The sequence below is a fragment of the Nocardia higoensis genome, assembly GCF_015477835.1.
In the GTDB taxonomy this organism is placed as follows: Bacteria; Actinomycetota; Actinomycetes; order Mycobacteriales; family Mycobacteriaceae; genus Nocardia; species Nocardia higoensis_A.
The window spans coordinates 2,983,648-3,002,337 of the sequence record NZ_JADLQN010000001.1 but is presented as its reverse complement, the minus strand read 5'-3'; the positions used below and the strand labels follow the sequence as shown (position 1 = coordinate 3,002,337).

Here is an 18,690-nt window from a genome sequence, read left to right as displayed (position 1 = left end):
AGCGCGCACGAACGACAGTGGCCGCTGCCGGTGACCGGCAGCGGCCACTGTCGTTTCCGGCATTGTGTACGCGCGCGTTCGCAACGGCGTGTCGCCGTCCGGGCTCCGGCACCATCGCTCCCACAGGCGGTTGCGAAGAGGAGGGGTCGCCGTGAGCGAACCGTGGCGGATGTCCGAAGGGCGCCGAGAGGATTTCTGGCGTCGGTGCGGGTGGTCACCGGAGCTGCCCGACGCCGAGCGTGAGTGCATCGAGCGACGTTGGGACGACGAATCCATCGAACTCGCCGAACTCTTCGGCTGGTAGCGGAGCTGTTCGGCGGGCTCTGAGGTCAGAGCCTGATGCCTGCCGCCGACAGGTCGTGCCGCAGCGAATCGATCTCGAGCAACTGGTGGATCCAGGTGGGTCCGGCGATTCGGCGACGCGTGATCTCCCGGACCGTGCACGCGGCGACCGCGGCTGTGGCCAGGGACTGTCCGCGGCCGGTGGCCCACCGCGGTGGTCCGTCGGCAGGCCGGGCGAGTACCACCCACCTGTCGCTGCCCGGCATGTGCCGCGGGGCGAGCGCCCGCAGCGCCGGTGCCCACGTGAGCGCGGCCAGCCCGGCGGTGGCCAGACGGGAGTCCAGTCTCAGATAGGTGCGCACGGGGACCGCGAATTCGCGGGTGAGCCGGTGTTGATCGGCGAAGTCGGCACGCAACGCGGGAAACGGCTTGTACCCGGCCTGTTCGGGAATCGTGAAGCGCGCGGGCCGGGTGAAGTTGCGGATGTCGGTGCCGTCGGGGTCGGTGAAGCGCTGCCCCAGCAGTCCGTAGGTCCAGGCCGTGGCAGCGGGGCCGTGCTGCTCGCCGGAACCGAGTCCGATCATGATGTCGACTGGGCCGGGGTCGCGGGAGAGCGCGTCGACGGCGAGCAGGGTGGTCAGACCGGGCGCCAACCCGACTCCGAGCACCACCGGTCCTTCGACGTGCTCCAATGCCCGCACGTATGGTGAGGTCGCCGAGATCTCGACGAACACGATGCCGCGGCGGGCGCACTCCTCGGCAAGCCGGATGTCCTCCACCCCTGCGCAATTCACCACGATCGAGATCCCGGCCAGCGCGGTGTCGACACTGTCCGGCACGGTCACGTCGACCACCCGGTCCGCGCGCGCGGCGTCGCGTCCGGCCGCGAGCGCCGGGATGTCGTGCGACCGCAGCTGCCGCACGAGGTGAGCGCCGACGGCTCCGTACCCGCCCAGCACCAGGACCCTCATCGGACCTCCTCCGAACCGGGCGTCGCGACGGCTTCCTCGCGGGACGATTTCGCCGGGAGCAGCTGCAACGCGAGCGCGTCGGTGGCCCAGGACTCCCACTCCGCGCCGGTCCAGCCGCGCTCGTGGACGAGGAGCCGGTAGGTCTCGGGGGCGAGCACAGCGAGGGCGATGTCGGCGGCGCGGGCGGCGGTGAGACCTGCGCGCAGCGGTGTCTTGGCGGCGAGGGCCTCGGCCAAGCGGAGCTGGACCAGGTGCCGCTGGGCGATGTTGGTCTGCCAGAGTTCGGCGAGTTCGGGGTCGGCCGACGCGGCCGACCGGATCACCTCGAGCAGCGGGCTGACGCGGGCGTAGATCGTCGCCGCGGCGGCGACCTGGAGCCGGATCTGCTCGGTGGGCGCCGCCGCGAGCGCCGCCGCGAACCAGGGCCGGTCCATGGTGGCGACCGGCTCGGTGTCGCCGGCGATCTCGATGTCGAGGAGTTCGGACAGGATCGCGCGTTTGGTGGCGAAGGTGAAGTACAGCGTCTGCACCGCCATCCCCGCGTGATCGGCGATGGCCTTCATCGTGGTCTGCGTGTAGCCGCGGGTGGTGAACAGTTCCCGCGCAGCCGCGAGCATCTTGGCTCGGTTCGCTGTTGTTCTGGCCGCCCGTACGCCGGAGCTCTTTCCCGTCATGCCTCGATCCTAGTTGACTGAAGCGCTACTCTAGTTAAATTTGACTGTAGCGGCAATCCAGCCGTTCGGGTATCTGGACTACACGAGTTGAACGCACCGCCTCCGTCCTTTCCGACCGTGTGGAGCGATCCCGACGCCGCCGAGCGGGCGGCCGCGAAAGCTGGGTTGGTAGCGATCGAGGTTCGGTCCCGCCTGTTGCGGCTGCCGCTGGATGGTCGGCGTGGCCTCGGTGATCAGGTCACCGAGTGGATGGGGGCGCTGGCGGCTATGCGAACGCGACTGGAGGCGTGCGATCGGTGGCGCCGGGCGAGTGCCCGGCTGGACGAATATCTCGACAGGTGCGCCCGCTTCGAGGCCGGCGCTCCCGTGCTGGTCGATTCCTATCTCTCGGTGACCGGGCGCAAGCGCTGAGTCGTCGTGGCGGCCATTGCGGGTTGCCCGTCGATGGCTTGGCCGACGGTTCCGCCGGTCACTGGCTGGCAGGGCGAACCCGTCGCGGTGCCGAACGCCTCGAATGGGTGCCTGATCACCGCATCGGATGGGTGACCGGTGGCAAGGACAGCAGTTCGTCGACCGACCACTGATCGTCGGCGTGGGCGCCGTGTTTCGCCGCGAGCACGCGGCCGTCCGGCGCGACGAGGAAGTCCGCGGGCAGGCCGAGGCTGCCGCCGTCGGGACGCAGCGGCGGGACCGGGCGACGCCCACGCGCCGTGGCGACAGCGGCGTGAGCGACCGCGCGGACGATGCCGGGCCAGGCCCGTGGATCGAGAACCGCGCGCGGTGCGGTCTCCACGCCGAATTCGCGGTAGAGGACTCGCCGCGGGTCGGCGATCACGTCCAGCGGCAGGTCGGCTTCGTACCTGCGCAATGTGTCGGCGCCGGAATGGAAGACGACCACTTCGCGGATTCCGGCGGCTTCGATCTCGTCTCCGCGGGCGACGATCGAGCGCAGGTGCAGGGTGCAGACCGGGCAGCCCGCGAAGCGGCGGAACTGGAGGTGAACGAGCCTGTCGGGGGCGGGGACGGGCACGTCGGCGCCGGTGATGCTGGTCAGCGTCCGTGGGGGCACTGTCGAGATGAGGGGCATGACTGACTCCTTTGTTGGTGTACGCAGTACGCCTAAAATCAGTATGCGCGTATCTTGTACGCTGTCAATCCGTGCCCCGTCCTCGTTCCCTGACCGGCGACGATCTCGCTGCCGCAGCGCTCACGGTGATCGACCGCGACGGGCTGAACGCGCTCACCATGCGCGCCGTCGCCCGCGAACTGGGCATGGCGACAATGGCGCTGTACCGCTATGTCCCCGATCGCGAGGGCCTCGAAGTGCTCGTGGTGGAAAGCGTTTTCGATGTGGTCGATGTCGCGCTGCCCGCCGGCCTGCCGTGGGCACGGCGTATCCAGACGCTGGCCGAGCGCGTCTGCGCGGCGGTCGGCGCGCATCCGCAGACCGTGCCGCTGCTCCTCGCGCACCGGCAGTCCGCGCGCAGTGGGTTGCGGTGGATGGAGGCCATGCTGGCCGTGCTCACGGACGCGGGTTTCGACGGTACCGATCGTGTGATCGCCCAGCGCACCATCGTCGGCTTCCTGTTCGGCTTCTTGCACAACGCCCACTACGCCGCGCTGGACGGGCAGGGAACAGCTGCTCTGGCCGCGATGTCCGCCGACGAATTCCCGAACCTGGTCGCGACCGCCCGGTCGGCGACGACGGTGTCGGCCGAGGAGGAATTCCGCGGCGGTCTGGCGATCGTGCTGCGCGGGCTGCGTCCGGACTGAACCGGCCGACCGATCGGCGCACGCACTTCCGGACTCCGGGTCGGTGCACGAGAACGGCCGCGCCGAGGATTCTCGACACGGCCGTTCTGCGTGACATGCCGGTCAGTCCTTGCCGCGACCCGCCTTGAAACCGAAGTCCCAGTGGTAGCGCTGGGCGATCTCGATGATGCCGCCGCCCGGACGCCCGGCGGGCGGGCGGATGAAGGTGCCCTCGCGGCGGACCACGAGTTCGCCGTTGATGTTCTCGATGTGGGCGAGCACGGCGTCACGGGAGTCGTCCACGCAGCCGTCGAGGGTCATCTCGATGGGCGGGCAGTTCAGCGGGTACAGCGTCGCGGTGGCGTGCACGCCGCGGAAATCGTTGGCGCCGTCGTAGATCGAGGTGAACACCAGGATGCGTCGCAGCTCGCGAGCGAAATCCAAGTTGATGTCGAGGTTCTCGCCGGTGGCGCTGGAACCGGTGCGGTCGTCCTGGTCGAGCCGGATGAACGGTGGGCGATCCAGCGCGCCGAAGGAACGGTCCAGCGCGCGCACCGAGCCGATCCGGCCGTCGGCCAGCTCGAAGAAGCAGCTCAGGTCCAGGTCCAGACCACCGCCGCCGCGCCTGCGGCCGAACAGGCCGCCGCGCTGCTGGTGCTGGGAGGTCCAGTTCAGGTTGATCCGCATGGTGCCGCCGGTGGCGCCCTGCTTGGTGAGCGAGACCGAGGGCGATTCCTTGGTCAGCGAGATCTTGCTCATGTTCACCGGCGCGCCGCCACCGGCGGGTGGTGGCGCGAACTGCTGGTTCGGCGGTGGCGCGAACTGCTGCTGCGGGGGCGGCGGTGGCGCGAACTGCTGCTGCTGGTTCGGCGGTGGGGCGAACTGCTGCGGGGGCGGTGGGGCGAACTGCTGGTTCGGCGGGGGCGGCGCGAACTGCTGCGGCGGTGGCGCGAACTGCTGGTTGGGCGGCGGCGCGTACTGCTGTTGCGGCGGAGGTGGGGGCGTGAACTGCTGCGTCGGCGGGGGCGGCGGAGGCGGCGGTGGGGTGAACTGCTGTTGCCGCGGGGCGGCGGCCGGAGCGGGCTCGTCGACCGAGATACCGAAATCGGTCGCCAGTCCGGCCAATCCGGAGTCGTAGCCCTGGCCCACGGCACGGAACTTCCAGGCGCCCTGGCGGCGGTAGAGCTCGCCGAGTACGAACGCGGTCTCGGTGGTCGCGCCGGTGCTGTCGAAGCGGGCCACTTCGGCGCCGCTCGCCGCGTCGAGCACGCGCACGTAGAGTCCGTGGAACTGTCCGAAGGTGCCGCCGTCGGTGGACGCCGCGATCACGATCGTCTCGACCTGCGGTTCGACGGCGGACAACTGCACCGAGAGCACGTCGAGGACTGTCGGCCCCTGCTGCTTGCCCTCGTGCCGGACTGCCCCCGAGGGATGCGTGGGCTGGTTGTAGAACACGAAGTCGTTGTCGGAGCGGACTTTCCCGCTCACCAGCAACAACGCGGACGCGTCGGCGTCCGGCACACCCGGACCCGATTGCCACCCCAGCTCGATGCGGACCGCGGACATCGGCACCGCTACATTGGCGCCCTTCATCATCGACACGCGAACCAACGTATACGAGTGGGCACCGACCCGTCACGCGGATGCCGAGCGCGGCCGGGCATCCGGGGGCCGTCTCAGCGCGTCGGTGGTGCGATCTTCCAGTGCTCGCTCAGCGCGCCCGCAATCTCCGGCAACACCGTCACCGCGATCCGCTTGCGACGCAGGAACTCCCGGACCTCGTTCACCTGCTCACGCTTGCGCATATCGTAGGCGCCCGACACCGGCTGCCGCACCGGCGGAATCGACAACAGCACCAGTTCCCCGTGCTCCTCGTCCCCGCCGGTGAGATCCAGCGCCAGTGACCACCGCGCCCGCTCGTCGAGCGCGAACCGAGCCGCGACCACCCGATCCCATCTGACGACCTGGTGCGTCAAGGGGGTACGCAACTCGATGGCCTCCTCTGTCAGCACCACCGCGTCGCGCTTGTACAACGCCACCAGCGCCGCCACCCCCACGACGATCCCGGCCAGCAACCCGGTGAACACCCGGCCCCAGCCGAACCCGGCCACCATCGCCAGCGTCACCACGACCACCAGTGCGAACCCGATCCCGCCGTAGATCGCCGTGCGTCGCCCCGGCACCACACCGGCCCGAACCATCGCCATCCGATCAGCCTCCCGCCTTCTCGAGCGCCACGCTACCGCGTCCCGGCCCCGGCCTCGTATCGGACGTCCGTCGAGCTCATAGCATCGGGGCGCACCCGCGAAGACGACGAGTGGGCGCCTGGATCCAGGGGGCGCCCGGGGCAGACCGCCTGGGAGATGCGCTTGTCCGGCCCCGGCGATCCTGCGGAGTCGCCCGCGCCCGGACCGGCTACGTCAGATCGGCGTAGCGCGGAGCCTCATCGCGCGTCGGCAGACCGAGCCGCGCACCGGCCGCCTGACCGAACCGTGCGTGAACTCGGCTGCCGAGGCCCCGCGCGACCGTGCCCTCGGCCGGAGGGGCTGTCCCGCCCGCATCGCGTCCGCCGTCGATCGCCTCGGTGCCGCGAGGTGTCAGAGGCAGGTCACTCATCGACGCAGGGCGACAGCGGCTTCGGCGGTGTGGACGCGGAACTGCAGAGTCTGCTGGAAGTACAGCTCGACGGTGTCGGCGTCGTGGGAGAGATAACCGATGGACAGATCCTGGCCGAGGATGAGTTCGAAGTCGCCGCCGCGAGTGGTGACGACGTAGGCGCCGTCGATGGCGGGCGCCCAGATGATCTCCCCGTCGGGGAACATGCGCTCGATGTGGACACGGATCGGGTAGCCGTGGTCGGAGGTCTCGCTGACCTCGGTGTAGAGATCGGCGCTGAGCAGCACGGAGTAGGGGCCGTCGACGCCGGCCAGCCGCAGTGCGGTCAGCGCTCGGGCGATGGCCTCGGGGACCAGGCGCGACTCGGCGGGCAGGGTGAGGGGAGTGGTGGAGGCGGCGGCGCGGATGCCGGTGATACCCGCGGCGGCGTAGCCCTCGAAGATCGCGCGGTCCTCGGCGAAGGCGATGCGCCGGGCGGCTTCCTTCACCGGGTCCAGGTCGGCGTCTTCGGCGCCGCGCTCCACATTGTCGAGTTCCTCGCGCGAGAGCGTGAACGGCACCCGCAGTTCGATCATCGGGGCGAAAAGGCGCTGACGGGCCTGCACGCCGTCGTCGGGCGCCTCGATGGAGGTGGCGCGGCCGAGCCCGACCGCGGAGTAGTCCACGCCGTGCGGACCGGACACGTCGACCACCCGGCGGCCCGCGATGTGGCGTTTGAAGGTACGGGTCGCTTCTTCCTCGACGGCCGCCCACGCCTCGGCGGTGATCGGCGCGAGTTCGCGATGCAGATTGTTCACGGGGTGCTCCTTTTCAGTGTGCCGATACCGAGTGAGCCGTCGGAGTTGGCGCCGAGCGGGCGCGCCTGGGTGTCGGCCTGCTGGGTCGCGGCGGTGCCGGGCGGATCGGGCAGGTCGTCGAAGAAGTCCAGCGGCGGGGTGAAGAACAGGGTGCCGGTGATCGCGGTGGAGAAATCGAGAATGCGGTCGTAAGGGGCGTCCTCGGTGCCCTCGAACATCCGCGACAGCATGGTCTCGGTGACCGTGGGGGTGGCGGCGTAGGCGATGTAGTAGGTGCCGAACTCGCCGTCGCGCACGCTGCCGAAGGGCATGTTGGCGCGGGTGATCTTGCGTTCGGCGCCGTTCTCGTCGACCACCGAGTTCACCGCCACGTGCGAATCGGCCGGTTTCACCTCGTCGGGCAGTTCGAAATCGTCGAGCTTGGTGCGCCCGATGACCCGTTCCTGCTCCTCCACCGACAGCGCCCGCCACTCGCGCATCGGGTGCAGGTATTTCTGCACGATCACATAGCTGCCGCCGGCGAAGGCGGGGTCGTCGGCTTCGGTGATCAGGGTGTGCTCGACGGCTTCGCGTCCTTCGGGATTCTCGGTGCCGTCGACGAAGCCGAGCAGGTCGCGCTGTTCGAAGTACCGGAAGCCGACGGTCTCGTCGACGATGGTGGCCGCCCCGGCCAGCCGGTCGGCGATGGCCATCGCGAGTTCGAAGCAGGCGTCCTGGACCTCGGCGCGGATGTGGAAGAGCAGATCCCCCGGGGTGGACGGCGCGCGATGGACCTTCCCGGCGAATTCGCGCAGCACGTGCAGTTCGGCCGGGCGGGGCCCGGTGAACAGCCGATCCCAGGCCCGCGAGCCGAGCGATGCCACGCAGCTGAGGTTCGCCCCGGGTAACCGGAACCCGACCGACCGGCGGAGCCCCGGCAGATCCGCGAGCAGGTCGCGTACGGTCGCCTCGCCGCCGTCGTCGATGGTGGCGACGAGGAAGATGGCGGCGGGCGTGAGCGGTTCGAGGATCGGCTGCGGCTCACCCATGCCCGACAGCCTAGGGCTATATCGCGACAGTCAGCAGGAAAGCCACATCGTCGTCGGCCTTCACGCTGTGCCTGGCCTTGGGCACCACGATCAGGTCACCGGCAGATCCCTTCCACTCGTCGACGCCGCTGATCAGCGTCAACGTGCCGGACAGGACATGGATGGTGGCATCGCCGCTGTTGTCGTGCTCGGCCAGGCTCTGCCCCGCTGTGAGGGCCACGACAGTCTGACGCAGCGAGTGGGTGTGCCCACCGTAGACGGTCTGCGAACTGCGTCCGCTCGACGCGGTGGCGGCCAGCTTGAGCTGCTGGCGGGCCAGGGCGGTCAGCGACTTCTTGTCCATGGGAGTGCCTTTCGCGAGGTGCGGTCGCGTCCAGATCGGCCGGCGACGGGGCAGCGCCACCGGTGTCCTTGGAGTATGCCGGACCGTTCGGTCGGGCGTGTCCGCTTTGCCGACCCGTCCGCGACCGCTCGCGTGTCGGTCCCGCTCAGGTTCGGGTCCGGCGCACGTAGCGATCGATCCGGAAGCGCAGTCCGGTGGCCGAGACCCGTTCGGGCTCGGATTCCAGCAGCCGCCATTCCGGGCCGATGACCGGGGCGTGCGCGTCGCCCTGGACGCTGACCTGGACCACGGTGACCAGCAGTTCCGTCGCGAAATCCATTGCGGTGGCATAGATCTCCGCGCCACCGGCCACCCATACCGATTCCGGCTCGGTCATCGCCAGCGCCTCGGTCAGCGAACTCGCGCGCTCGGCGCCGGGGGCGGACCAGTTCGGCTGCCGGGTGAGCACGATATTGCGGCGACCGGCCAGCGGGCGGAACTTCGGCGGCAGCGAATCCCAGGTCTTGCGCCCCATGATCACCGGGTGCCCCCAGGTGACGGTGCGGAAGTTGGCCATGTCCTCGGGCACGCGCCAGGGGATGGTGTTCTCGAACCCGACGACGCCCTCGGGGCTCTGTGCCCAGATCAGGCCGATGGTGCGGGTGGACACGATCGTGCTCACACCGCCACCGGAGCCTTGATCGCCGGGTGATGGCGATAGCCGGTCACGGAGATGTCCTCGTAGCCGTAGTCGAACAGCGAAGGCGCCGGGCGCAGCTCCAGCCGGGGGAACGGGTAGGGCTCGCGGGTGAGCTGCTCGCGGACCTGCTCGACGTGGTTGTCGTAGATGTGGCAGTCCCCGCCGGTCCAGATGAACTCGCCGGGCTCGAGCTCGACCTGCTGGGCGACCAGGTGGGTGAGCAGCGCGTAGCCGGCGATGTTGAACGGCACGCCGAGGAACAGGTCGGCGCTGCGCTGGTAGAGCTGGCAGGACAGCTTGCCGTCGGCGACGTGGAACTGGAACAAGGCGTGGCACGGCGCCAGCGCCATCTTGTCCAGTTCGGCGACGTTCCAGGCCGAGACGATCATGCGCCGGGAATCAGGGTCGGTGCGCAGGGTGTGCAGCACTTGCGAGATCTGGTCGATGTGGTTGCCGTCGGGGGTCGGCCAGGAGCGCCACTGCACGCCGTAGACCGGGCCCAGCTCGCCGTCGGGCGCGGCCCATTCGTCCCAGATCGTCACCCCGTGCTCGCGCAGCCAGCGCACGTTGGAGTCGCCGCGCAGGAACCACAGCAGCTCGTAGACGATCGACTTCAGGTGCACCTTCTTGGTGGTGATCAGCGGAAAACCGGCCGACAGGTCATAGCGCAGCTGATGGCCGAACACGCTGCGGGTGCCGGTGCCGGTGCGGTCGCCCTTCGGTGTGCCGGTCTCGAGCACGAGCCGCAGGAGGTCCTCGTACTGGCGATTCGGTGGAACTTCCGTGTCCGTCTCCACGTCGGAGAGCTTAGTCGGGCCGCGCGTGGGGAAATCCATTCGGGCTGTCCGCGCGAAAGCGGGATCGGGCTCCGCGAGGACATGCTCGATCGGGTCGAGCAGGGACCGTCACGGGCATCCTGGCATGCTCGGCGGATGCGCAAGCTCTACGTGATCGGCATCGGCGCGGGCGACCCGCGGCAGGTGACGATGCAGGCCGTCGAGGCCATCCGGCAGGTCGAGGTGTTCTTCGTGATCGGCAAGGGCGAGGCCAAACGCGAGCTCGTCGAGGTCCGCACCGAGATATTGCGCGCCCATCTGGACTCCGCACCCCGGATCGTGGAGATCGCCGACCCGCCGCGGGAACGCACCCCCGGCAGCGCGCCCGCCTACCGCGGCGTGGTCGAGGACTGGCACGAGCGCCGCGCGGAACTGCTCGAACAGTCCTTCGCCGAGGTCGACGGCATCGGCGGCATCCTGGTGTGGGGAGATCCCTCGCTCTACGACAGCACCCTGCGGATGATCGAGCGGGTACTGCGCCGCGGCACGCTCGACTTCGACTACGAGGTGATCCCCGGTGTCACGAGCGCCCAGGCATTGGCCGCGCGCCATCGCATAGTGCTGCACGACATCGGCGAACCCGTGCACATCACCACCGGGCGCAAAGTGCGCGACGAGGGACTGGGGCCGGGCTCGACGCTGGTCATGCTCGACGGCGACTGTGCCTTCACCGAGGTCCCCGGCGACACGCACATCTGGTGGGGCGCCTATCTGGGCATGCCCGACGAGACTCTGATCGCCGGGCGGTTGCGCGACGTGCGCGACCGCATCGTCGACGTGCGCTCCCGGTTGCGCGCCGAGAAAGGCTGGATCATGGACATCTACCTGCTGCGTCGCGCGCCGGAAAGTGTCGGGGTCGCCGGGTAGCCTCGGGCCTGAGCCCGAACCAGCCGAACCAGCGGAGGTACTCCGTGCCCGAACTGCCGGAAGTGGAAGCGCTGGCCCAGTTCCTGCGGGAACACGCGGTCGGCGCGGTGGTCGGCCGGGTCGATGTCGCCGCGCTGAGCGCGGTCAAGACCTTCGACCCGCCGGTGACCTCCCTGTCCGGCCGCGATGTCACGGGCGCGGCGCGCTGGGGCAAGTTCCTCGGCCTGGATTGTTCCGGGCGCTGGCTGATCACCCATCTGTCGCGGGCGGGCTGGCTGCGCTGGGTCGACGAACCCAACCCGAATCCGCCCAGGCCGGGCGGTAAGAGCCCGCTGGCGCTGCGCGTGCATTTCTTCACCCCCGCGGGTGCGACCCCGGCGATCGATCTCACCGAGGCCGGGACGAAGAAGCGGCTCGCGGTCTACGTCGTCGACGATCCGGCGCGGGTGCCCGGCATCGCGCGGCTCGGGCCGGACGCGCTGGCAGTGAGCGAGCCGCAGTTCGAGGAGATCCTGCGCGGGGCCTCGGGCCGGGTGAAGACCGTGCTGGTGGATCAGACGCTGCTCGCGGGTATCGGCAATGCCTACTCCGACGAGATTTTGCACACCGCCATGCTCTCGCCCTTCGCGAACACCAAGACGCTGCCCCCGCAGAAGGTCGCCGAGTTGTACGCGGCGATGCGCACCGTGCTCGCCGACGCGGTCGCCCGGTCGGTGGGTCAGGACGCCGCCCGGCTCAAGGGCGAGAAGCGCTCCGGGCTGCGGGTGCACGCCAGGACGGGGCAACCGTGCCCGGTCTGCGGGGACATCGTCCGGGAGGTCTCCTACGCCGAACGGTCCTTCCAGTACTGCGCTACCTGCCAGACCGGCGGCAAGGTACTCGCCGACCGCAGGATGTCGCGGCTGCTCAAGTGAGGGGCACACGTCCGCCGACCGGCGCCGACACGGAAGCGCGACTCCGGGCAGCTGGGCAGACACCGGCCTGTGGCGCTCCCGCGAGCGGGCAGCCTCAGCCGCCGGGGGCGCTGTTCGGGGCCGCACCGCGCCGATCGGACATCCTCAGGTCAGGCTCGGCGCCCGCACGCCTGCCCACGCCAGCCGTCGCTGCCGGTCCGGGTCCGGCAGTACGCGGACCGGGTCGTCGATGACGAGGGTGAGCCGGTCGGTCTCGGTGTAGGCCGGCCACGACGGCAGCGGCGCGCCGGTGCGTGCGAACGCCAGCCAGTTGTCCTGGAACTGCCTGGTCACGACCTGCATGCTGCGCGCGCCACCCGCCGCCGTCAGCGCCCGCCCGATCGGGCCGTCGCCGACGCCGAAGACCGGGAACAGGTCGGTGGCGTGGGTGGCTCCGATGCCCGCCAGCTTCAGCGCGCGCGGGGCGTAGTCGAAGCGGTAGGCATAGGTGGGGGCGTGCCTGCTGTGGCCCTCCATCACCGCCACGGACGGACGCCAGAAGACGTAGTCGCCGCCCATCCGCACCGCCGTCCGCCTCTCCGGGTACCGCGGGTAGGCCGCGCGCACGCGCTTCTCGACCTCCGGACCGGCGGCGTCGAGCAGGATCTGCAGCCGTTCGGGATTCGTGGGCAGGTAGTCGGCGAACCGGGCGAACAGTTCGCCTTCGTCGCGGCAGGTGCCGATGATCAACGGCACGGCGGCCGCGTTGCCGTCGCGGATCGCGTCGACCGGTGCCTGCGGCAGATACTCGCCGTCGGCGACCGGGCAGATCGGGAAGAAACCGGGGCGCAGGCGCCCGGCGGCGGCAATCGTGCGGTCGGCCGCCTTGCGGATCTCGTTGGCGGGCAGCTCCTGCAAGGCCTTCGCCGCATCGGCCGGGGCGATGCCGAGTTTGCCGACCAGCAGACGGGCGAACTCGGCGGCGTCCTCGGCCGACAGACCCCAGTCGGCCGGCGGGCTCTGGGCGATCGCCCGATGGAACAGCCCGTGCGCGGCCGGGACCGCCATCAGCGACAGCACGGCGTGCGCGCCCGCGGATTCGCCGAAAATGGTGACATTGCCCGGGTCGCCGCCGAACGCGGCGATATTGCGCTGGACCCACTCCAGTGCGGCGACCTGGTCGCGCAAGCCGAGGTTGTGGTCGAACGGCCGGGAGGGGGTGGCGAACTGGCTGAAATCGACGTAGCCGAACGCGCCGAGCCGGTAGTTGAGCGTGACCACGACCGTGCCGCGCTGCGCCAACCGAGCCCCCGAGTACAGGTTCAGCGCCGACGTGCCCATCACGTAACCGCCACCGTGGATGAACACCATCACCGGGCGCGGGGTGATCGACGGCGTGGCGGGGACGGTGACATTCAGTGTCAGCGAGTCCTCGCTGGTCGGCTGGTAGACCCGCGCGCCGATCCTGGCGCCGCTCCGATGCTGGAAGGAGGCCGCGGCGAACTCGGTCGCGTCACGCACACCCGACCAGGGCTGCACCGGCTGCGGCGCGCGGAACCGCAGCTCACCGACCGGGGGCGCGGCATAAGGCAGGCCGCGCCAGCGCAGCACCCGCTTGCCCCGTCGACCCCGGACTACACCGTCGTCGGTCGTGATGTCGATCGTTGCCACCATCAGTCGATGGTAACCACCGGTGGCGCTCCCGAGCGAGGTCACAGCGGCTGCTCGGAGACTCGTCCGCCTGCGGCACGCGGTGCCGTTCGGCTACTGCAGATATCCCTCGACCTGGCGCGGGGAATTGATCTGCGCCTCTTCCGGCGACCCGCCCGAATCCTGCCGGGCGCGACGTTGACGCAGCAGATCCCAGCACTGATCGAGCATCACCTCGATCTCGGCCAGGCGTTTGCGCTCGTCGACCGGATCCACCTCACCGGCAACCGCTTTCGCACGCAGCCGGTGTTCGTCGTCGACGAGCTTCTTGATGCGTGCCAGGAGATCCTGATCGCTCATGCTCCCATGCTACGGACAACGCGCCCGCGTCGCGCGGATCCAGGCGGCCGTGCTCGTGGCCAGGAGGCGAGGGCACGGTCGCATCCGGACGCGTGGTGCCGGGGGCGTATCGGCGCGGCCGGTGCCACGTTCGACGCCCGCATCCGGTTCCCCTCGGGGCCGCTTCAGCTGCCGGACGGACCGGCAGGTCTGCATCTCGCGGGACGGCGTCCGCCGGTTCGAGCGTGTTTCTCCGGCCCTCACGCGGGCCCGTCAGCTCGGCGCGCGGGGTCGCCTGGATGTTCGTCGCGGGCGCGGGCGAGGCAGTCCGCTGCCAGCCTCGCCGCGATTCGTAGCTGTGGCAGGCCCGGCGCGGTATAGCCGAGCGGGATGCCGTAGCTGCGCGGAGCGTCTTCGAGAAGTCGGAGCGGTTCGATGTGCGCTTCACCGCGGGGACATGTGTCGCGCAGCGAATCGAGTCCGCCGTTGCGGCGCTCGCGGTGCGGATCAGCCGCCCGGCCCAGGTCAGCTTGCCAGCCCAGATCGGCCTGCCGGTGCCGATCGGGCTCGTGCAGTCGGACGTGCGCATGGTGCTGCCCGGGCGCGGTGGTGGGGAGGTGGTGGCGGCCCAGCGAGTCGAGGTCGAGGCCGACGACGCGGCCCAGGCGCACCGCCGCGCGCTCGGCCGCCGCCCCGGGGAGCGGGACCACGACGTGGGAGCCCGCGTCGTCGCCGAGCACCTCGAGCCCGCGCTCACGCAGCGCGGTGACCATCAGTTCGCGCCGGGGCGCCACCATGCGGCGCAAGCGGCGGAGGTGCCGGGCCAGGTCGCCGTGCCCGGCGAGATCGGCGAGCACCATCTGCCCGGCCGGTGCCGGTGTGGTACCGGTGTATTCGCGGTGGGCCACTATCGCGTCCGTGACCTCCGGCCTCGCGACCAGCCAGCCGACGCCCAGCGCGGGGGACAGGATCTTGCTCGTCGTGCCCAGATGCACGACCACATCGGGCGCGAGTGCGGCCAGCAAGGGCAGCGGCGCGGTGTCGTAGCGCAGTTCGCCGTCGTAGTCGTCCTCGATGACGAAGAGACCGTGTCGCCTGGCGTGCTCGATCAGCTGCACCCTGCGTGTGGCGGGCATGCGCGCACCCAGCGGAAACTGGTGGGCCGGAGTGCAATACACCGCGCGTACGTCCGGCGGGATCAGATCCACCCGTAGCCCGGCGGCGTCCACCGGTACCGGCCGCACCGTGATTCCCGCGGCACGGAACGCGCCCACCGCGCGCTGGTAGCCGGGGTTCTCGACGGCCACCGCGTCGCCGGGGCGCAGCAGCGCGGCCGCGAGTTCGGCGACGGCCGCGCTGGTTCCCGCGGTCGCCAGGACGACGGTGTCCCCACCCGCGCGCAGGCCGCGATGGCGCAGCAGATGCTCGGCGACCGCCGCCACGTACGCGGGGTCCCCGCCGCGATCCTTGCGCACGATCGGCGAACGGTCCGCCGCCGTGCGCCATGCCCGCCGCCACGCCGCCCGGTCGATGGCCGCCACGCACGGTGCGCCGGGACCGAGATCGTGTGATGCCGTACGCGCGCCGTCGCCGGGTCCGGTGGGACGGCGTTCGGGCGCGGCGGCGGGGGCGGCGGTCAGGTAGGTGCCGGAGCCGCGCCTGCCCGCGATCCAGCCCTCGGCGTGCAACTGGTCGTAGGCGGCCGCGATCACGCTTCGGCTCACCCCGAGCCGTTCGGCCAGCGCTCTGGTGGAGGGCAGCCGGTCGCCGCCGCGCAGGACCCCGCCGGTGGCGGCGGTCCGCAGGGCCGCGGCCACCTGCACCGCGAGCGGCTCCGCGGCGGCGCGGTCGAGGACGACCGGCAATTCGTCGAGCACGATCTCTCCCCAAGTGGACTGTCGAATCCTCGTGGAATTGGCCCTTCGATCATGCCACTGGGGGCCGCATGCTGAATCCATGCCAGCAGATCTCCCCGCCCCCACCCGCCCGCCGCTGTCCCCGACCCCACGTAGCACGCCGACCCGAGCCAAGGACCGGGGCCGCACGGATCGCGCCGAACTCGACGCCGTGCTCGACGCCGGACTCGTCTGCCACCTCGGCGTGCTGCTCGACGGCGACCCCGTGGTGCTGCCCACCGCCTACGGTCACGACGGCCGATTCCTCTACCTGCACGGATCGACCGGCGCGGGCAATATGCGCGCCGCGCTCGGCGCGGAGATCTCGGTGGCCGTCACCCATGTCGACGGCGTCGTCTACGCCCGCTCGGCCATGCACTTCTCGATGAATTACCGCTCGGCCGTGATCCGGGGGCGCGCGGTGGAGATCACCGACCCCGGCGAGCGGATGCGGGCCCTGCGCATCATCGTCGAGCACGCGGCCCCCGGCGCGTGGGAGCGGGTGCGCCCGCCGAACCGCAAGGAGATGGCGGCGACCCTGGTCCTGGCGGTCGACCTCACCGAAGCCTCGGTCAAGGTGCGTGAGGGCGGCCCTCGCGACGATTCCGAGGACATCGCCGAAGGCGGAGTGTGGGCCGGTGTGCTGCCGATGCGCCAGGTCTTCGATCCGCCCGTCGGCGCCATCGACCTGGAACCCGCTGTGGCGGTGCCGGACTCGGTCCTCGCCCGCGTCACTCGGCAGGGCGAGCTCGTCTGACCCGGTCACCAGAACGACAGCGAGAGCCCCAGGTCCGAGGCGACCCGGGTGGCCGCGGCGGCCAGCGCGTCCGGGGAGTCGACGCCGGGCGGGTCGAGGGCCACCAGACACAGCGTGTAGTCCGCGCCGATGCGGCACAGGTAGCCCGAGAGCCGGGTCCTCGGCCGGGTGCGGACGGTCAGCCCGGGGTGGATCGCCCGGGCTGCCACGCCGAGGCATCGATGCGGGCCGAAGCTGTTCAGTTGCTCGGGCAGATCGCCGATATTCGAGCAGAGGATGTCGCGTTCGCCCGCGCCCGCGGCCATCCGATGTGCGAGCCGGTCGCCGACGACCTGGAGGATCTCCTCCGGCACACCGGCCGGGCCGGTCATCCGGTGCTCGTAGGCGGCGCGCGCCTTCGCCCGCAGGGTGGCCGGTGTGTCGGTGGGCTCGACGACCACCGAGGTCACCGCGATGTCGTTGGCCACCCGCGGTTCGTCCCGGGTGTCCACCGGCAGGCTCGCCTCGATCCCGGCCCACGCGAAATCCCGCGCGGCGCCCGCTGTCCGCAGTGTCTCGGCGACCAACTGGATGAACAGGCTGTTGGCGGTGCCGTCACGCTCGGTCGCGACCCGGTCCCAGGTGGCCGCGTCGCACTGGGCTGCCACGCTGTGCACCGGTAGCGGATCATCCGCCGCGTGAGCGTGACCGTCGCGATTCGGTGCCGCGTCACGAACCGCTCGCACCGGATGTGCGCCCAGACCGCGCACCGCGCGCAGCGTCCCGCCGACCACGATCGACCACTGCCGCGCCGCGTCTCGCCATTCCGACTCGATACCGGCAGGTGTCGACGGCCTGCCGCCGGGGGTGTTCGGGCCGTCCGCCTCGAGCCGAGCCAGCGCAAGGCTCGCCGCGAGAACGAGCCCGCGCGCGTCGGCGAGGACGTGCGAGCAGGTCAGGGCGATGATGGTGCCGCCGTCGTCCAACGGTGTGGCCGACAACCGCCAGCCGGGCCCGAACTCGGGATCGAGACCCTCGCCCTGACCATCGGCCCAGGTCAGCGCCTGCGCGGCGGTCAGCGGCGCACTCGCGAGCACGAGCGGGTGGGCGCGCTGGTTCGGGCGCCAGGCGGGCCGGGCGCCGGGCACACGCGAGCGGATCACGCGTCTGCCCAGATCGCCGGTGCGCAGGGCCGCGTGCAGCCTGCGCAGCAGATCCGGGTCCACGCGATCGGCGGTGCGCCACAGGCCCTGCAGGACATTCGGGGTGCCGAGCCCCCGGTGCCCGCGCAGGAAGATCTCGTCGACGACACCGAGCCGAGTCGAACTCGTCGCGCTCGTCCGCTCCGGGGCGTGCGGGCCGCCGGTGCCGGTCGTGGCGCTCGGGGCCGGTATACCGCTCATCGCGTTCGAGCCACGGTCACCGCCGACGTCGCTGGGCACACCCGTGACCCGCATGTCACCCGTGCCGTTCACTCCGCGGCGCCGTGCCGACCCGCGCCCGCCGCGAACCGCTGCGCCCCGTCGAGTGCTCCGGCGCTCAGCGCGGCGAGCCCGTGCCGGAACTCGTTGGCGAGCGCCGTCGCCTCGTCCATGCCCTCCTGCTCCAGCAGCGACATGCGGTCCGAGCGCAGGCAGGCCTGGGGAAGCGCGGCGAGTTGGGCGGCGAGTTCCTCGGCGGCGGCCCGCGCCTGCCCGGTGGGCACCACACGATCCACCAGTCCGATCCGCAGCGCCTCCCGCGCATCCACCGGACGCCCGGTGAGCACCAGGTCCATCGCCCGTCCCGCCCCGATCAACCGGGGCAAACGCACTGTGCCGCCGTCGATGAGCGGCACACCCCAGCGTCGGCAGAAGACACCGAGCGTGGCGTCCTCCTCGGCGACGCGCAGATCGCACCACAGGGCCAGCTCCAATCCGCCCGCGACGGCGTGTCCGCCGATCGCCGCGATCACCGGCTTGCTCAGCACCATCCGCGTCGGCCCCATCGGCCCGTCGCCGTCGGGCTCCGCGCGATTGCTCCGCTCGGTGCCCAGGCTCTTGAGATCGGCTCCGGCGCAGAAGGTTCCGCCGTCTCCCCAGAACACCGCGACCGAGGCGTCCGGGTCGGCGTCGAACTCGCGGAAGGCGTCGGCGAGGGCCGAGGCGGTCGGTCCGTCGACGGCATTGCGGGCCTGGGGACGGTGCAGGATCACCGTCGTGACCGGACCGTCGCGTTCCACCCGCACGGCGGGTCCGGTGGCCTCGGAGGCGCTGTGGCTCATCGCTCGAACATAGCCCCCGAAAGCGCTGGTGGGCGACCCCTTGCGCGAAGAAGTGAATAAGTGGTTCAC

Annotated in this window: 22 protein-coding genes; 6 read left to right on the top strand and 16 right to left on the bottom strand. The window is 71.0% G+C overall.

Features of this window, described 5'->3' with window-relative positions; genetic code table 11:
• The first annotated feature begins 151 nt into the window (after nt 1-151).
• On the top strand, nt 152-304 hold the full coding sequence (locus IU449_RS13660) for a hypothetical protein (protein WP_195002581.1): 153 nt from the start codon (nt 152-154) through the stop codon (nt 302-304).
• Between the two features lie 25 nt (nt 305-329).
• On the opposite strand, the gene IU449_RS13655 is transcribed toward IU449_RS13660, so the two are convergent.
• Nucleotides 330-1,253 carry an NAD-dependent epimerase/dehydratase family protein gene (locus tag IU449_RS13655; RefSeq protein ID WP_195002141.1) on the bottom strand — a complete coding sequence of 308 codons (924 nt, stop codon included), beginning with the start codon at nt 1,251-1,253 and terminating at the stop codon, nt 330-332.
• Nucleotides 1,250-1,927, bottom strand: coding sequence for a TetR/AcrR family transcriptional regulator (locus IU449_RS13650; protein ID WP_195002140.1), 678 nt, complete (start codon nt 1,925-1,927; stop codon nt 1,250-1,252). Before IU449_RS13650 ends, IU449_RS13655 begins: the two co-directional genes overlap by 4 nt.
• Nucleotides 1,928-2,044: 117 nt before the next feature.
• Between IU449_RS13650 and IU449_RS13645 the strand changes: the two genes are divergently transcribed.
• Nucleotides 2,045-2,338 carry a hypothetical protein gene (locus IU449_RS13645; protein ID WP_195002139.1) on the top strand — a complete coding sequence of 98 codons (294 nt, stop codon included), beginning with the start codon at nt 2,045-2,047 and terminating at the stop codon, nt 2,336-2,338.
• Between the two features lie 115 nt (nt 2,339-2,453).
• Here IU449_RS13645 and IU449_RS13640 read toward each other — a convergent pair whose 3' ends face one another.
• Complete coding sequence (locus tag IU449_RS13640; protein ID WP_195002138.1) at nt 2,454-3,014, bottom strand: peroxiredoxin-like family protein; 561 nt, start codon at nt 3,012-3,014, stop codon at nt 2,454-2,456.
• Between the two features lie 71 nt (nt 3,015-3,085).
• Here IU449_RS13640 and IU449_RS13635 point away from each other — a divergent pair, with 71 nt between their 5' ends.
• Nucleotides 3,086-3,700: a TetR/AcrR family transcriptional regulator gene (locus IU449_RS13635; protein ID WP_195002137.1), complete on the top strand. Its 615-nt coding sequence runs from the start codon at nt 3,086-3,088 to the stop codon at nt 3,698-3,700.
• A 102-nt stretch (nt 3,701-3,802) separates the two neighbouring features.
• Here the strand turns inward: IU449_RS13635 and IU449_RS13630 are convergent, their stop codons facing one another.
• From IU449_RS13630 to IU449_RS13595, 8 genes are all read right to left on the bottom strand, one after another.
• Entirely contained in the window at nt 3,803-5,275 is a 1,473-nt protein-coding gene (locus IU449_RS13630; RefSeq protein ID WP_195002561.1) for a TerD family protein, read from the bottom strand.
• A gap of 80 nt (nt 5,276-5,355) precedes the next feature.
• Complete coding sequence (locus IU449_RS13625) at nt 5,356-5,886, bottom strand: PH domain-containing protein (protein ID WP_195002136.1); 531 nt, start codon at nt 5,884-5,886, stop codon at nt 5,356-5,358.
• A gap of 208 nt (nt 5,887-6,094) precedes the next feature.
• Complete coding sequence (locus tag IU449_RS13620; protein WP_195002135.1) at nt 6,095-6,295, bottom strand: hypothetical protein; 201 nt, start codon at nt 6,293-6,295, stop codon at nt 6,095-6,097.
• On the bottom strand, nt 6,292-7,092 hold the full coding sequence (locus IU449_RS13615; RefSeq protein ID WP_195002134.1) for a family 1 encapsulin nanocompartment shell protein: 801 nt from the start codon (nt 7,090-7,092) through the stop codon (nt 6,292-6,294). The genes IU449_RS13620 and IU449_RS13615 overlap by 4 nt, the downstream gene beginning before the upstream one ends.
• Nucleotides 7,089-8,120, bottom strand: coding sequence for a Dyp-type peroxidase (locus IU449_RS13610; protein WP_195002133.1), 1,032 nt, complete (start codon nt 8,118-8,120; stop codon nt 7,089-7,091). Before IU449_RS13610 ends, IU449_RS13615 begins: the two co-directional genes overlap by 4 nt.
• A gap of 16 nt (nt 8,121-8,136) precedes the next feature.
• Nucleotides 8,137-8,463, bottom strand: a complete 327-nt coding sequence (locus tag IU449_RS13605; protein ID WP_195002132.1) for a cupin domain-containing protein — start codon at nt 8,461-8,463, stop codon at nt 8,137-8,139.
• Between the two features lie 145 nt (nt 8,464-8,608).
• On the bottom strand, nt 8,609-9,112 hold the full coding sequence (locus IU449_RS13600; RefSeq protein ID WP_195002560.1) for a dihydrofolate reductase: 504 nt from the start codon (nt 9,110-9,112) through the stop codon (nt 8,609-8,611).
• An 8-nt stretch (nt 9,113-9,120) separates the two neighbouring features.
• A complete protein-coding gene (locus tag IU449_RS13595; protein ID WP_195002131.1) occupies nt 9,121-9,939 on the bottom strand; it encodes a thymidylate synthase in 819 nt (272 codons plus the stop codon).
• Nucleotides 9,940-10,074: 135 nt separating this feature from the next.
• On the opposite strand from IU449_RS13595, the gene cobF reads away from it, so the two are divergent.
• Nucleotides 10,075-10,845 (top strand): precorrin-6A synthase (deacetylating), encoded by a 771-nt coding sequence (gene cobF, locus IU449_RS13590; protein ID WP_195002130.1) that lies wholly within the window; start codon nt 10,075-10,077, stop codon nt 10,843-10,845.
• 44 nt (nt 10,846-10,889) lie between these two features.
• The gene (locus IU449_RS13585; protein ID WP_195002129.1) at nt 10,890-11,759 is read left to right on the top strand and encodes an Fpg/Nei family DNA glycosylase; all 870 of its coding nucleotides are present in this window, start codon (nt 10,890-10,892) and stop codon (nt 11,757-11,759) included.
• Between the two features lie 144 nt (nt 11,760-11,903).
• Here IU449_RS13585 and IU449_RS13580 read toward each other — a convergent pair whose 3' ends face one another.
• The 3 genes from IU449_RS13580 to IU449_RS13570 all read right to left on the bottom strand — a co-directional run bounded on the left by IU449_RS13580 (nt 11,904) and on the right by IU449_RS13570 (nt 15,604).
• Nucleotides 11,904-13,412, bottom strand: a complete 1,509-nt coding sequence (locus IU449_RS13580; protein WP_195002128.1) for a carboxylesterase/lipase family protein — start codon at nt 13,410-13,412, stop codon at nt 11,904-11,906.
• 90 nt (nt 13,413-13,502) lie between these two features.
• Nucleotides 13,503-13,748, bottom strand: coding sequence for a DUF2630 family protein (locus tag IU449_RS13575; protein WP_195002127.1), 246 nt, complete (start codon nt 13,746-13,748; stop codon nt 13,503-13,505).
• Nucleotides 13,749-13,987: 239 nt separating this feature from the next.
• On the bottom strand, nt 13,988-15,604 hold the full coding sequence (locus IU449_RS13570; protein WP_324188221.1) for a PLP-dependent aminotransferase family protein: 1,617 nt from the start codon (nt 15,602-15,604) through the stop codon (nt 13,988-13,990).
• A 79-nt stretch (nt 15,605-15,683) separates the two neighbouring features.
• On the opposite strand from IU449_RS13570, the gene IU449_RS13565 reads away from it, so the two are divergent.
• On the top strand, nt 15,684-16,379 hold the full coding sequence (locus tag IU449_RS13565) for a pyridoxamine 5'-phosphate oxidase family protein (RefSeq protein WP_195002125.1): 696 nt from the start codon (nt 15,684-15,686) through the stop codon (nt 16,377-16,379).
• Between the two features lie 5 nt (nt 16,380-16,384).
• Here the strand turns inward: IU449_RS13565 and IU449_RS13560 are convergent, their stop codons facing one another.
• Entirely contained in the window at nt 16,385-17,833 is a 1,449-nt protein-coding gene (locus tag IU449_RS13560; protein ID WP_324188220.1) for a hypothetical protein, read from the bottom strand.
• A complete protein-coding gene (locus IU449_RS13555; RefSeq protein WP_195002124.1) occupies nt 17,830-18,621 on the bottom strand; it encodes a crotonase/enoyl-CoA hydratase family protein in 792 nt (263 codons plus the stop codon). Before IU449_RS13555 ends, IU449_RS13560 begins: the two co-directional genes overlap by 4 nt.
• Nucleotides 18,622-18,690 lie beyond the last annotated feature (69 nt).